The sequence below is a fragment of the Lysinibacillus sp. SGAir0095 genome (genome assembly GCF_005491425.1).
Taxonomy (GTDB): domain Bacteria; phylum Bacillota; class Bacilli; order Bacillales_A; family Planococcaceae; genus Ureibacillus.
This window is the reverse complement of the sequence record NZ_CP028083.1, coordinates 1238232-1252657: the sequence shown is the minus strand read 5'-3', so window position 1 is coordinate 1252657 and position 14426 is coordinate 1238232. Positions and strand designations below refer to the sequence as shown.

Sequence of the window (14426 nt, the reverse complement as noted above, 5' to 3'; positions counted from 1 at the left end):
ACATAAAAAGCGAAGGCGGCTCGTTCAGACTCGAAACGCACTGGAGAATCCTTATAAGAAGAGGCTTTTTGGCAATTTAAAAGGATACGAAGTAACGAAAGAGTCTAGCCACCGTTGCTAGACACTGTTTATTAAGTTTTGTTTCTTTTTCAATAAGGGAAGGGTGAAGCGTAATAGACGCCTCACCCTTTATTTTAATGAGTTTTACATTGTTCGTATAGACCTTTTTCTTTGATTACCTTAATTAATGTTTCACCAATTACAGAAGGCGTAGGTGCTACTTCAATTCCGGCATCATTCATTGCTTTAATTTTATCTTTTGCAGTTCCTTTACCACCAGAAATAATGGCACCAGCATGCCCCATTCGCTTACCTGGAGGTGCAGTTTGTCCACCGATAAATCCTACTACTGGCTTTGTCATATTCGCTTTAATCCATTCAGCCGCTTCTTCTTCTGCTGTACCGCCGATTTCACCAATCATTACTACTGCATAAGTTTCTGGATCATTATTGAATTCGCTTAGTACATCGATGAAATTCGTGCCATTAACAGGATCTCCACCAATCCCAACTGCCGTTGTTTGACCAATACCAGCTTGAGTTAATTGATGAACCGCTTCATATGTTAAAGTTCCTGAACGAGAAACTACTCCTACATGGCCTTTTGTATGGATATAGCCTGGCATAATTCCAATTTTACATTCATCCGCACTAATAACACCTGGGCAGTTTGGTCCAACTAAACGCGTTTTCTTGCCTTCCATGTAACGTTTTACTTTGACCATATCCAATACTGGAATATGCTCTGTAATACAAATCGTCAAATCTAATTCAGCGTCCACAGCTTCCATAATTGCATCCGCTGCAAATGGTGCTGGAACATAAATAACAGAAACATTGGCACCTGTTACCTTCACTGCGTCTTCTACAGTGTTAAAGACAGGAACACCTTCAATGACTTGTCCACCTTTTCCTGGTGTCACTCCTGCTACAATTTTCGTTCCATATTCCAGCATTTGCTTTGTATGGAATAGTGCTGTTTCCCCTGTAATCCCTTGAACAATTACCTTTGTATCCGCATTAATATAAACACTCATGAATTGTCATTAGCCTCCTTAACCTACGAGCTCTACAATTTTTTCAGCGCCATCTGCCATAGAGTCAGCCGCTACTATATTTAAACCTGATGCATTTAATAGTTCTTTTCCAAGTCCTACGTTTGTCCCTTCCAAACGTACAACTAAAGGAACTTTTAATCCTACTTCTTTTGCAGCTGTAATAACTCCCTCTGCAATGACATCACATTTCATGATGCCTCCGAAGATATTGACAAAGATCCCTTTTACATTCGGATCAGATAAAATAATTTTAAATGCTTCCGTAACCTTTTCTGCAGTAGCGCCGCCCCCAACATCAAGGAAGTTGGCAGGTTTACCGCCGTAATAGCTAATTGTATCCATCGTAGCCATAGCAAGGCCCGCCCCATTAACCATACAGCCAATGTTGCCATCTAGAGAGATATAACTTAGATCGTATTTAGATGCTTCGATTTCTTTTGGATCTTCTTCATCGTAATCACGTAACTCTACGATATCTTTATGACGATACAACCCGTTTCCATCGAAATTAAATTTCGCATCCAGAGCTACTACCTCATCATTCCCAGTTACAACAAGTGGGTTAATCTCTAGAATTGATGCATCCTTGTCAACAAACGCCTCGTATAAACCTAGCATTAATTTTGCTGCTTTATTCACAAGATTTGCAGGAATATTCATATTGAAAGCCATGCGACGTGCTTGGAATGGAAGCAATCCTGTAACAGGATCTATTACTTCTTTAAAAATTTTCTCTGGAGAGTGCTCTGCCACTTCCTCGATATCCATACCGCCTTCTTCTGAGCCCATTAAAGTAACTCGAGAAGTTGCTCTATCTAAAACAAAGCTCAAATAATATTCTTTTTTAATATCTGACCCCTCTTCAATGTAAAGACGTTTAACTTCTTTACCCTCAGGACCAGTCTGATGAGTTACTAAGATTTTTCCTAATAACTCTTTCGCGTAAGTTCGGACTTCCTCCAAATTCTTCGCGATTTTTACACCCCCAGCTTTACCACGTCCACCAGCGTGGATTTGCGCTTTAACAACGATTACATTTGAACCAAGTTCTTTAGCAACCTTTACAGCTTCCTCTGGTGAAAATGCAACTTTTCCATTCGGAACCGTTACTCCATACTTTCTTAGGATTTCTTTCCCTTGATACTCATGGATATTCATGATACATCCTCCAATCAACCTCTGTGGAAATTATTTTCTTAACATAACCCATTCTATACAAATATTCTGACAGTGTCTATCTTTGTATCATTTGTATAAAAATAGATTATTTTATTACAATATTATCTATTTTATGTGTTTACGTCTATAGTTTTATTGTAGATTTATTTTGTTTTAGTTTCATAACTTCGATCTAGTCGATAAACAAATGCAAAAACTTCTGCAACCGCTTCATATAGTTCTTCAGGAATGGCTTCGTTTAAATCTAGATTTCCTAACAGTTCAATAAGGTTTTTGTCTTCATATACTGGTATATCATTAAGAGCAGCTTTCTCTAAAATATTGTCAGCAATCTTCCCCTTTCCTTTGGCAATAACAGTTGGACTATTATTATTTTCTGGATTGTAGTTTAGTGCTATTGCTTCTTTTCTGACAAATTTCTTATCATTCATACTCGAATATCCACTCCACTATTTAGTTTCAATTCATCACTTTTCTTTATCGCGACATTTTGAGGAGCTATGTTATTCTCTTCAAATGGTTTCACAAATAAACCTGAAAGTTGATAGTTTTTATCTAATAATCCTTTTTTTAAAGTTTCTTTCAGAGGTTCAGTTAATAATTCAAGCTGTGGTTGATTATTATACAAATGAATTGTAATGATTCGATTTTGAACCTGCATATCCACCATTGTTTCCTCTAGCGCCTCCATATTCAAATAAAATAATACTCGCGCGTAATTCGCATCAATTTTACCATTTTCCTTCATTCTGCCATTCCACTGAAGAGTTGCTTCGGTTTGTTTCCCCAAAAACTGCAACGGAATTTGCATGACTAATTGGTGCTGATGACCATTTTCTCCTGAAGTTAATTGCATCCCATTTAGTCTTGATAGAATATTGTCCGCTGCGTCTCTGACTGCAGACGGATTCTGCGCATCTTGTACAAGCGACATAAGCTGTGGCTTCAAGGACTGAGCCAGCTCCTGTATATCGGTCATTTTGCTATTTAAAGTGGCTTCATAGCTCATTCCTAGGCCCTTTAAAACAGTCTTAATTGCCTGTTCCATCATTTTTCCATCTATTGATGATAAAATTTCCGATTCTGCTTGCAGCTGCATATTTTGAATGAAAGGTGCATTTGATTCCCCTGCTATTTTTACTAAATTGAATAATGTTGCCTGAGTAGCTTGACTGTTTCCAACTTCAGGCTTTAGCAAGGAAAGTAATTGATCCTTGTTTGAAGTGCTTGCTTGGTCAAAAGCAATTGACTGCTGATTCGATTGTGTTGCAAATGCTTTTGCGAGTTGTTCATGTAGCTGCTTTGCAAACATCTCAACAGTTTGTGTATTTTTGGGTAATGCTTCGAACCGACTAACTAGCTGCTGTAATTGTCCCTTTTGAACCTGTGATAAATTCGATTGGTTGCCAATCCAGGATTGCACCTGTTGAATCATTTGTTGTGCTTCAGACGGTTTTGAGGTCATTACTGTTTGAATCAGCTGACTGGCAGGTTGTTTAATCGATTCAGTTGATAGGTTTTGGTGTTGCTTTAAGCTTTGTGACAACCAATTCTCAAGTGTCGTGTTTTTCGTTAGTATTTCAGCATTTTTTAATAAATTTAGCAGCTGTGTTCTTTGGGCATTCGAGTCTGTATTGTTTAATAGGTTTTGAACTGCCTTCGATAAGATTGCCCCACCTATTTCTTCTGATAGAGGCTTGGAAATGATTTGTAGTTGCTGTAAAATAGTTGATTTTGTGGCTGGTTCAATGCTTGTATCCTGCGCTAAAAGAGTTGATAAATTTGCTATCGCCGAAGTCATTCCATTGCCTTTAGAGCCAAATATTAAGCCTTTAAAGACCTCATTGGTAAATGGCAGTTTCAACTCAGCCATTTTTTGAAGTGCCTGTAATGCTTCTTGCTTTGTTACTGACTCAGGCAAGTTTTTCAACCAATTTTCCGCTTGTACTAGCGTCTCTTTAGAAAGAGGCAGTTGGTTCTTAACAAAATGGGCAAGCACCTGCAGCATTTCCTGTGTTTTTGGAAGATTCATGGTCTCTAATAACTGATTTAGCTGCCCTGCCGTCGTTTGGGATTGCTGCATTGGCCCTGTTACTACTTTTAACTCCGCCTGAGGGTTCATGCTAGTTACTTGAAAAAAATGCGAATCAAAAGCTTTTAAGGGCGTTTCTAGTTTTGCATATAATTTGTTTTGTCCAACCTGTATTTCAGCCATTTGATCGGGATAGAGTTTTTTGATGGTTCCATGAAATACCTGTCCTTGTTTTAATGCGAATGGTTGATTTTGTTCAATTGTTGTTTGCTGTACTTGTATCGGATTAAATGATGTGGATGTCATATTAATACCCGCTCCTTCTTCGCCTCAACCATTGATTTAATCGGTTCAAAACTTTTTCGATGTTCTTCAATATAGCCGTACTCTTCGAGCGCTTCCAAATGCTGCTTAGTCCCATACCCAGCATTTTGGTCAAATCCATAGACAGGGTATTTTTCATGAAGTTGTTCCATATATTCATCTCGTGCATTTTTCGCTAAGATCGATGCAGCAGCAATACTTAAGCTTTTCGCGTCCCCTTTAATAATGGAACTTTGCGGTATTTCAATCGGCAATTGCATGGCATCTACAATACAGAAATCTGGACATATCCCTAAGTTTTCAACACTCTTTTTCATTGATTGTTTTGTTGCCTCATATATATTGAGCTCATCTATTACTTTTGCACTTTGGAAGTGGATTGCATAGGCTAATGCATGCTCTTTAATGATGCTTACAAATTCTTCTCTAGCCTTCTTTGTTAACTGCTTTGAGTCATTGATTCCCAAGAATTTTTCACAGTTTTTGGGTAGGATGACTGCTGCCGTTACTACTGGTCCCGCTAAAGGACCTCTTCCCGCTTCATCGATTCCAGCTAATAATTGTTCAGCAGAGGATAAGAAGCTCGCATCAAATTTGACCTTACTATCATGCTCTTCCTGCTTTTTCTTTTCTTTTTCCATGCGATTGTTCCATTGCTTCCAAACCTTTTGAACTCCTGCACGTCCATCCTCTTCTATTTCTTTCATCCAAGCTTGGTATTTTTGCGCTTCGTTTAAAGCGACTGAAATTTCTTTAATTGTTTTCCCCATATGAATAACACTTCCCTAATTTATCTCTATATTTATATCGGCATAATCGCCAAACATAGAAGAATCTTTTCTAAACTTACATTACGAGTTTTCTCTACTATCAAGTTAACATAGTTCCTTGTTTATTAGGTAAATTTCAGTCTATAATTAAAACTGAATTGAATGGAGGAAGACTAATGAAAAAACTTTTCCCTCTTTTCGCAAGCATAATCCTTATTTTATCTGCATGTGGGAATGCTGCAAAAGATGAACATACTGAAGAAGAACATGCAAGTGAAGAACCTATTGGTGAAGCTGGTTCAGGCGAAGGACATGCCAATCACGATACACACAGTCATACTTCTTTGGACATCCAAGAAACGACTGCTTCCGCTGACATTCTTCCTAGCTTTTTAGATGGGCAGCATGAGAATATTCGACTTGTCTATCAAGCTGCTGGAAAAGCAACCGACATTTTAGAATGGATGCCTTGCTACTGCGGTTGCGGGGATTCAGTGGGACATCGTAGTAATTTAAATTGTTTTATAGCAGAAACTCGCGAGGATGGCTCCATTGTCTGGGATGATCACGGCACACGCTGCCTAGTTTGCTTAGAGATCGCTGTGGAGTCCGTACAAATGGCGCAACAAGGAAAATCCTTAAAGGAAATCCGCGAGGCCATCGACTCAAAATACAAAGAGGGCTATGCTGCACCAACTCCAACGGATATGCCAGCTTAATCATGAATGCGAAGGTAAAACGATGTCGTTGTATCTTCGCTTTTTTTGAGATTCATAAGTGCAAGCGCTTGTAGATGAAGGCAGACGGTGAGGGCTTTCGCTGCGTGTAGATATACTTCTACCGGGCTAAGAACTGCAAATGATTCTTAATATTAAAATGCACTTCACACAAGGTATGAAGTGCATTAAAGACAACTCTCAATATTTGCATTAGAGGTTACTCAAAATTCACAGTGCTATGATTATTCTTCCTCCAACGCTTCTTTTTCTACTTGTTCATCTACAATATCGAATGTTATTTTACCAAAGTGTTGATTTCGAATATCTCGGACGATGATTTGGGCTACTTGATCATAGTCGATTTCGCCGCCTAGTCCAAATACTTTTCTATGTTTACCGATATGGTCGAAGGTATCTACTAGTTCTTCATGGATTGCCGTTAGTCTGTATCGTTCGTCCATTCGATTTGGGTAATGGATTGACAGGAATTTCAGCCCGTAAACTGCAAGATCCTCCATATTAATGATTGTATCCTTAATGGCACCTGTTAAAGCTAATTTCAAACCGACTTCTTGGTCTTCAAATTTCGGCCACAGAATCCCCGGTGTATCCAAAAGCTCTATATCTTTCCCAACTTTAATCCATTGCTGCGACTTTGTAACACCTGGCATATTCCCTGTCTTGGCAATATTTTTTTTAGCTAAGCGATTGATCAAAGTGGATTTTCCTACATTTGGAATTCCTACAATCATGGCACGAATTGCTCGAGGTTTCATGCCTTTTGCCTTCATACGGTCCCATTTTTCAGCTAATATTTCCTGGGCGGCTTTTGTTACCTTTTGCAAGCCTTTCCCTTCTAGAGAGTTGATTGCCACTGCTGAGTGCCCTTGATCCGCAAAATATTGCACCCATTTTTTTGTTTCTGTTTCATCCGCCATATCCGCTTTATTTAAAATTAGTAGACGTGGTTTTTGATTAATTACCTGATCAATCATCGGATTTCTTGATGATAGGGGCAAACGTGCATCAATTAATTCAAAAATAATATCAACTAGCTTTAATTTTTCTTGAACTTCTCGTCTTGCTTTTGCCATATGTCCCGGAAACCATTGTATTGTCATGTTGTTTACCTCCTTGTATGTATCACTAAAACACCCATTTATCGTAAGATGTTATTATGTCCAATATAAGTATTAGCTTTTTCGAAAAAACCACTTCACTATTTAAGTTTTTCGTCATCGAAAAGCTCGATTATTTTGCACTGCCAAAAAGAAAAGGAGATTACAGAGAACCTCCTTTACTCTTTCGATATTATTTTACGATTTTTATATCACCGATTGGCCAGAAGATAATGCTCGTATTCCCTATAAGCTTATCCTGACTAACAATGCCAATATGACGGCTATCTTTACTATAGCGTCGATTATCTCCCATCACAAAAACATATCCTTCTGGAATTACATCAATCGTTGGATCAATTTCTTGTAATGTGAAGTCTTGTGTTAGTGTACCCTCTGTGATTTGTGATTTATACTCATCTAAATACGGCTCGTCATAAGCTTTTCCGTTTATATAGAGCTGGTCGTCCTTATATTCGATTGTATCACCTGGAAGACCTATCACACGTTTAATGTAATCTTTGCCCTCTGGAGCATGGAATACTACGATATCAAAGCGATCCGGTTCACCGATTGTGTAACCTATTTTATTTACAATCATTCGGTCACCATCTTTTAATGTTGGCATCATCGAATCACCATCCACCACGATTGGCGTAAATAGTATGTATCGAATTAATACTGCAATCACAAATGCAATAACTAACGCCTTAATCCATTCCCAAAGTTCATTTTTCTCTTTTTTCGTTTTCTCCACGGAAGATACCTCCCTATCTAACATCATTTTATTGTAAATGAATTATGTACACAAGTTTGAAAACCCAAAATTATATTAACTCAACCAAGAGATAGGTCTTTTGTTTCATATATAACAAAAGTAATCTTTTGCTTCCATTTCTTTTTTACCAAAAAAGAAAGAGAGCTTGAAACCAAGCCCCCTCTCAAAAAGTTATTATCGGATTTCTTTAATACGAGCAGCTTTACCACGTAGGTTACGTAGGTAGTAAAGTTTAGCACGACGTACTTTACCACGACGGATAACTTCTAATTTAGTGATTTTTGGAGTGTGTACAGGGAATGTACGTTCAACACCAACACCGTAAGAAATTTTACGCACTGTGAAAGTTTCGCTAATTCCGCCACCACGACGTTTGATAACAACACCTTCAAATAATTGGATACGTTCACGAGTACCCTCTACAATTTTCACGTGTAGGCGAACAGTGTCACCTGGACGGAAAGATGGTAGATCAGAACGAAGTTGTTCTTTAGTAATTTCTGTAATAATGTTTGACATAATTTTCTCTCCTTAGACAGATGCTCTTACAGTCCTCAAATCGGCCTCAGCGGAACACCGTAATTCAGCACTTCACATAGAAGCACAAATTGAATGATACCATATTCTTTTTATTGTTTGCAAGTATTATATAGAATCCAATTCGACTTATTTTGAGCTAATTAGATTCAATAATAGAAGCAAATAAGGTTTGGAGCTTTTTGATTTAAAAGAGCTTGTTATTCCGACTTTAAACTATCAATAAATGCTTTTTGCTGTGGTGTGAGCTCCATTTCCTCCAGGAGGTCCGGGCGCCTTTCAAATGTACGTTTTAAGGACTCCTGCTCACGCCATTTATCGATATTGGCATGATTCCCGGATAACAAGACATCCGGCACTTTCATCCCTCTAAACTCAGCAGGACGTGTATAATGTGGATGCTCTAATAATCCTGTTGAGAATGAATCTTGAATATGAGAGTCCTCTTGTCCTAAAACACCTGGCAGTAGTCGCACAACGGCATCAATTACTGTCATAGCTGGCAACTCTCCACCTGTTAAGACAAAGTCCCCAATAGAGATTTCATCTGTAACTAGATGTGTGCGAATTCGCTCATCATAGCCTTCATAATGTCCACATAAGAAAACAAGCTCCTCTTCCTTTGCAAGCTCTTCCGCTTTCTTTTGGGTAAAACGCTCACCCTGAGGGCACATAAGAATAATTCTAGGATTTCGACCCTCTGTGATGGATTCGACGGCCTGGAACATCGGCTCTGGTTTTAAAACCATGCCCGCACCGCCGCCATACGGGTAATCATCTACTTGTTTATGCTTATTATTACTGAATTCTCGTATATCAGAAACCTTTAATGAAACAGCTTCCTTTTCCTGTGCTTTCTTTAAAATTGACGAACCGAAAACACCAGTAAACATATCCGGAAATAAACTTAAAACATGAATATTCATTACAATAAACCTTCCATCACGTGAATAACGATCTTCTTTTCATCTATATCGATTTCTTTTACAATATCCTCAATATAAGGAATATAGTATTTTTTGCCGCTAGGTGATTTGACTTCCCATACATCATTGGCACCCGTTTCAAGAATCTCTGTTACCGTTCCGATTTGTTCGCCTTCTTCAGAAACGACTTCGCAGCCAATGATTTCGAAGTAATAGTATTCGTTTTCTTCCAAAATATCTTCATCTAATTGGTCTTTTGACACTTTTAATAGACCCTCTTTAAATGGCTCCACAAAATTAATGTTATTGTAGCCTTCAAAGGTTAATAAGATAAAGTTTTTATGTCGACGCACACTTTCTATTGTTACCCAAATTGGTTTTTTGTCATCTTTTTTGAAAGCCGCTAATTTGCTGCCGACAGCAAAACGAACATCTTCAAAGTCTGTTGTGGAAAGGACGCGTACCTCTCCGCGAATTCCGTGTGTATTAACGATTCTACCTACATTATACCATTCCATTAATCAAGCCCACCTTAAGTTTTGTATCAATTGCTTTTATCGACATTATCATACTAAAAATGTTAATAAAAAAGAAGGGATAGCATTTAGCCCCCTTCTTTTATGTAAGTTTTGAACGATTGCTTACTAGCGATCGTTCTCCGCTTTTCTTATTATCTAGCTTCGAACGCTAGCTTCTCGACAACTTCAACGCCACCTGAGAAGACTGTAAAGATGTCTTCTAGGTGGCGTCTCCAGTTGTTGTCGGAGCTAAACGAGCGCTCTCCGCTTTTCAGTCTAATATGTCGACGTACGTCTTTTTCTTGTGATGACTGCCAGCAGCTGAATAAACAATTGTACGAATTGCCTTTGCAACACGACCTTGCTTGCCTATTACTTTTCCTCGATCATCTGGATGAACAAAAAGTTTATAAACAACTCGACTCGAATTCTCGTCCGTTTCGACACGAACTTCTTCTGGAAAATCGACTAACGGTTTTACGATTGTTTCAATCAGCTTCTGCATCGCGTGTCACCTCTAGAATTATTTACTGAATTTTTGGTTATGGAATTTTTCCATGATACCTTGTTCTGAGAACAGGTTACGAACAGTATCAGATGGTTTTGCACCATCAGTTAACCATTTAAGAGCTTTCTCTTCATCGATGTTAACTGTAGCTGGTGAAGTTAGTGGGTTGTAAGTACCAACTGTTTCGATTTGACGTCCGTCACGTGGAGAACGAGAATCAGCAACTACGATACGATAGAAAGGAGATTTGTTAGCTCCCATACGTTTTAAACGAATTTTAACTGCCATTTTTTATTGCACCTCCGAATAAGTTTCACACAAGATAGTATATTATCAAGTTTATTTTGGTTTGTAAAGTGTTTTTTCTTAACACCTAATATTTTAGCAAACTTTTTTTATTTAAACAATGAATCTAGACCAGGTAATCTCATTTTTTTCTTCCCTTTTCCTTGGGTCATACCTGTCATTTGCTTCATCATTTTTTTCATATCTTCAAATTGCTTCAGCAATCTGTTTACTTCCTGTACAGACGTTCCAGAACCTTGTGCGATACGTTTTTTACGGCTTGCATTCATGATTTCCGGATGTGTTTTTTCTGCAGGAGTCATGGAATAAATAATCGCTTCCACACGCCCCATATGCTTCTCATCCACTTTCACATTATCAAGACCTTTAATTTTGTTGGCACCTGGCAGCATCTTAAGCATATCCTCAAGCGGACCCATTTTCTTCACAGCTTGAAGCTGCTCGACAAAGTCGTCAAGAGTAAAGCTTTGAGACATGAATTTTTCTTCAAGCTCTTTTGCTTTTTCCATATCAACATTCGCTTGAGCTTTTTCGATTAACGAAAGTACGTCACCCATACCTAAAATACGTGATGCCATTCGTTCAGGGTGGAATGTCTCCAGCGCATCCATTTTTTCACCCATACCGACGAATTTAATCGGTTTCTCTGTAACTGCACGGATTGATAGTGCAGCCCCACCACGTGTATCGCCATCCAGCTTCGTTAAGACAACGCCTGTAATGCCGATTGTTTCGTTAAAGCTTTGAGCAACATTTACGGCATCTTGACCAGTCATCGCATCAACAACTAAGAATACTTCGTCCGGTTCTTTCAATGCTTTAATATTTTTCAACTCATCCATTAGCTCTTCATCAATATGCAGACGACCTGCTGTATCGATAATCACTACATCATGATGCTCTTCTTTTGCATGCTCCAAAGCTTGACGAGCAATCTCCACTGGGGATACTTCCGTACCTAGTGCAAAGACGGGAATAGAAAGCTGTTTCCCAAGCGTTTCAAGCTGTTGAATTGCAGCTGGACGGTAAATATCGGCTGCTACTAATAAAGGTTTGCGATTATATTTTTTACGCAATACATTCGCTAATTTACCAGTAGTAGTTGTTTTACCAGCACCTTGTAAACCGACCATCATAATGACAGTTGGTGGCTTCGTATTAAATTTAATGGGGCTTTGTTCGCCACCCATTAGCGATGTTAGCTCATCTTGAACGATTTTGATCACTTGTTGACCAGGAGTTAAGCTTTTCATCACTTCTGTACCAACTGCTCGTTCGCTAACTTTTTTGACAAACTCTTTAACAACCTTTAAGTTAACGTCTGCTTCGATTAATGCAAGACGAACTTCTCGCATCATCGCTTTAACGTCTTGTTCGGTAACTAACCCTTTACCTTTTATCTTTTGGATTGTTCCTTGGAGTCGTTCTGCTAACCCTTCAAATGCCATGTTTAGCCTCCTAATCCGTTTCTCTTAATCGATTCACCAATGCAAGGCGATCTTCCATTGTTGAAGCTTCATCCTTGATTGCCTCAGTCAACTGTTCAAGAACCTCTTGGCGCTCGCCAAATTTTTCAAATAAACGTAATTTATCTTCATATTCTTCAAGCATCGCCTCTGTACGACGAATGTTGTCATATACAGCTTGGCGTGAAACTTTATAGCTTTCTGCAATCTCTCCCAGAGAATGATCATCTAAGTAGTAAAGTTCCATATAACTTCTTTGTTTATCAGTTAATAATGCTTGATAAAAGTCGAAGAGAAAGTTCATGCGTGTTGTTTTTTCAAGTAGCATTAAATATCTCTCCAATCATATTTTGTCTACTGTATCATATATGTTTTCAAAAGGTGTGTCAAGGAAATTTCCTTGTCCATAATTCAGTTGCTAGAATAAGTTAAGTAGTGATGAAATACAAAGGATTTTTAGTGATTTGCTTGTCTAGTTCTAGCTTTTTTGCCGTGCAAGAAATAATAAATTCCGATAGCAGCAATAAACCACACAACTGTCCAAGTATACATTGATTGATAGCTCATATATCCTAATAATACACCATATAAATATGGACCGACTCCTATGGCTAAATCCATGAGAATGAAAAATGTAGAAGTGGCAGTTGCCTTTCTATTTTTCGCGGCTTCTTTAATGGCAATAGCTAAATAATTGGATTGCACAGTACCATAACCAATTCCTATTAACGCACTAGCTAATAATATCATCCACCCCGTGCTTGCCTGACTTAATACAAAGTAACCAATCACTAATAAAACCAGCATCGGATAAGTTAATTTATTTTCTCCTAGGAGATCAAATAACCGTCCTGTAACAGGTCGAGTGAGAACTAACGCAACAGCATAAACAACAAAGAAGTAGGTTGCTATTTCTCCGTAGCCAATTTCTTCGGTATAAGACGCTAAGAATGATAAAAGGCTTGAGTAACCCAATGCTAAGGTGAACATGCAAATAGCTATTGGCAAAGCTCTTTTCTCAAACATATCGCTAATTGAAAATCTCAGCTTTACTTTTTGATTAACATGCGGGGAGTTAGTAGGTGGGACCTTCAAGAAGATTCCAAGCAAATTACAAAAGGCAGCAAAAACTAAAATCCATACAAACATGTCAAACGTTGTTACTCTCAACATAAATAATCCAATAAACGGCCCTGTTGCCATGGCCAGATTCATTGCTGTTGCATAATATCCTGTTCCTTCTCCCCTGCGTTCATCAGGAACAACATCTGCCATTATCGCGTTGGTAGCGGTCATTAATAAACCAAAAGTAAAGCCGTGTATTCCTCGAACCACCATAAATAAATTAAAAGTTGTTGCAAACTGGTAGGCAATAACGGCCAAGAAAAAAATAACAGCAGCGATTATGAGAATCTTCTTTCGCCCCATCACATCCACTATTTTCCCTGCAAAGAGCCTCGCTACAAGCGCCATAATCACGTATATCCCAACAGCCAACCCAGCATCACTTTGACTTCTCCCAAAGTGGCCAATAACATACTGCGTTACTGTTGCAAGTAAACTATAAAACACCAGATGCGTGAAAAAATTAATCCCACATATCATCAGAAAATTTTTGGTCCATAGTTTCGGACAATCCATTCTTTTCCCTTCTTTCTAAAACAACCCACTTGTATACAATTAAATTATACTAAACATTCTGTTAGTTAAGTAGGATGAGTTTTAGAGTGTATGGGAGTCGGGAGTTGGAGTCTTATATTTGAATTGTAGATTGTTCATCTCGCTTCCGAGTTGCATCTCGTACACTTATTTCTTCATAATTCTGCTCTTTGAGGCACTTCAGACGGACTGTTTCAAAGATTAGTGCTATAGACAGGTTCTATTAGACAATTTCAAGGCTTTTCCTTTACTGATTTGTACTATAGCTAGACTCTATTGGACACTTCGGTGGTCTTCCTCTCTGATTTGTCATATAGAAGGCCACTATTGGACATTTCGCGACTTTTCCTTCACTGGTTTGTCTTATACACGGTTGGAATTAGTTACTATCGATTAATGTGTCACTCAACTATTCAAAGCAGTTCCTTTCAGTAGCTTTTCTCTCATCTCAACGGCATGATTTTAGCT

General features: G+C 38.4%; 16 protein-coding genes. 1 reads left to right on the top strand and 15 read right to left on the bottom strand.

Annotation, left to right across the window (positions count from 1 at the left end):
- Window positions 1-194: 194 nt before the first annotated feature.
- From sucD to C1N55_RS06115, 5 genes are all read right to left on the bottom strand, one after another.
- Window positions 195-1097 (bottom strand): succinate--CoA ligase subunit alpha, encoded by a 903-nt coding sequence (gene sucD, locus C1N55_RS06135; RefSeq protein WP_137728004.1) that lies wholly within the window; start codon window positions 1095-1097, stop codon window positions 195-197.
- 18 nt (window positions 1098-1115) lie between these two features.
- Window positions 1116-2276, bottom strand: coding sequence for an ADP-forming succinate--CoA ligase subunit beta (sucC, locus tag C1N55_RS06130; protein WP_137728003.1), 1161 nt, complete (start codon window positions 2274-2276; stop codon window positions 1116-1118).
- Between the two features lie 164 nt (window positions 2277-2440).
- Window positions 2441-2728 (bottom strand): EscU/YscU/HrcU family type III secretion system export apparatus switch protein, encoded by a 288-nt coding sequence (locus C1N55_RS06125; protein ID WP_137728002.1) that lies wholly within the window; start codon window positions 2726-2728, stop codon window positions 2441-2443.
- Window positions 2725-4635: a hypothetical protein gene (locus C1N55_RS06120; protein ID WP_137728001.1), complete on the bottom strand. Its 1911-nt coding sequence runs from the start codon at window positions 4633-4635 to the stop codon at window positions 2725-2727. Before C1N55_RS06120 ends, C1N55_RS06125 begins: the two co-directional genes overlap by 4 nt.
- The gene (locus tag C1N55_RS06115) at window positions 4632-5423 is read right to left on the bottom strand and encodes a ribonuclease HII (RefSeq protein ID WP_137728000.1); all 792 of its coding nucleotides are present in this window, start codon (window positions 5421-5423) and stop codon (window positions 4632-4634) included. The genes C1N55_RS06120 and C1N55_RS06115 overlap by 4 nt, the downstream gene beginning before the upstream one ends.
- A 176-nt stretch (window positions 5424-5599) precedes the next feature.
- Here C1N55_RS06115 and C1N55_RS06110 point away from each other — a divergent pair, with 176 nt between their 5' ends.
- A complete protein-coding gene (locus tag C1N55_RS06110) occupies window positions 5600-6142 on the top strand; it encodes a PCYCGC motif-containing (lipo)protein (RefSeq protein ID WP_137727999.1) in 543 nt (180 codons plus the stop codon).
- A gap of 242 nt (window positions 6143-6384) precedes the next feature.
- On the opposite strand, the gene ylqF is transcribed toward C1N55_RS06110, so the two are convergent.
- From ylqF to C1N55_RS06060, 10 genes are all read right to left on the bottom strand, one after another.
- The gene (gene ylqF, locus C1N55_RS06105; RefSeq protein ID WP_137727998.1) at window positions 6385-7263 is read right to left on the bottom strand and encodes a ribosome biogenesis GTPase YlqF; all 879 of its coding nucleotides are present in this window, start codon (window positions 7261-7263) and stop codon (window positions 6385-6387) included.
- 190 nt (window positions 7264-7453) lie between these two features.
- Window positions 7454-8017 (bottom strand): signal peptidase I, encoded by a 564-nt coding sequence (gene lepB, locus C1N55_RS06100; RefSeq protein ID WP_137727997.1) that lies wholly within the window; start codon window positions 8015-8017, stop codon window positions 7454-7456.
- 195 nt (window positions 8018-8212) lie between these two features.
- Window positions 8213-8557: a 50S ribosomal protein L19 gene (gene rplS / locus C1N55_RS06095; RefSeq protein ID WP_137727996.1), complete on the bottom strand. Its 345-nt coding sequence runs from the start codon at window positions 8555-8557 to the stop codon at window positions 8213-8215.
- A 218-nt stretch (window positions 8558-8775) separates the two neighbouring features.
- Entirely contained in the window at window positions 8776-9501 is a 726-nt protein-coding gene (gene trmD / locus C1N55_RS06090) for a tRNA (guanosine(37)-N1)-methyltransferase TrmD (RefSeq protein ID WP_137727995.1), read from the bottom strand.
- The gene (gene rimM / locus C1N55_RS06085) at window positions 9501-10019 is read right to left on the bottom strand and encodes a ribosome maturation factor RimM (protein ID WP_137727994.1); all 519 of its coding nucleotides are present in this window, start codon (window positions 10017-10019) and stop codon (window positions 9501-9503) included. Before rimM ends, trmD begins: the two co-directional genes overlap by 1 nt.
- 271 nt (window positions 10020-10290) lie before the next feature.
- Window positions 10291-10524: a KH domain-containing protein gene (locus C1N55_RS06080; protein ID WP_137727993.1), complete on the bottom strand. Its 234-nt coding sequence runs from the start codon at window positions 10522-10524 to the stop codon at window positions 10291-10293.
- 18 nt (window positions 10525-10542) lie between these two features.
- Window positions 10543-10815 carry a 30S ribosomal protein S16 gene (rpsP, locus tag C1N55_RS06075; RefSeq protein WP_137727992.1) on the bottom strand — a complete coding sequence of 91 codons (273 nt, stop codon included), beginning with the start codon at window positions 10813-10815 and terminating at the stop codon, window positions 10543-10545.
- Window positions 10816-10922: 107 nt separating this feature from the next.
- Complete coding sequence (gene ffh, locus C1N55_RS06070; protein WP_137727991.1) at window positions 10923-12281, bottom strand: signal recognition particle protein; 1359 nt, start codon at window positions 12279-12281, stop codon at window positions 10923-10925.
- Between the two features lie 10 nt (window positions 12282-12291).
- A complete protein-coding gene (locus tag C1N55_RS06065) occupies window positions 12292-12627 on the bottom strand; it encodes a putative DNA-binding protein (RefSeq protein WP_137727990.1) in 336 nt (111 codons plus the stop codon).
- Between the two features lie 128 nt (window positions 12628-12755).
- Window positions 12756-13940, bottom strand: a complete 1185-nt coding sequence (locus tag C1N55_RS06060; protein WP_137727989.1) for an MFS transporter — start codon at window positions 13938-13940, stop codon at window positions 12756-12758.
- Window positions 13941-14426: the final 486 nt, after the last annotated feature.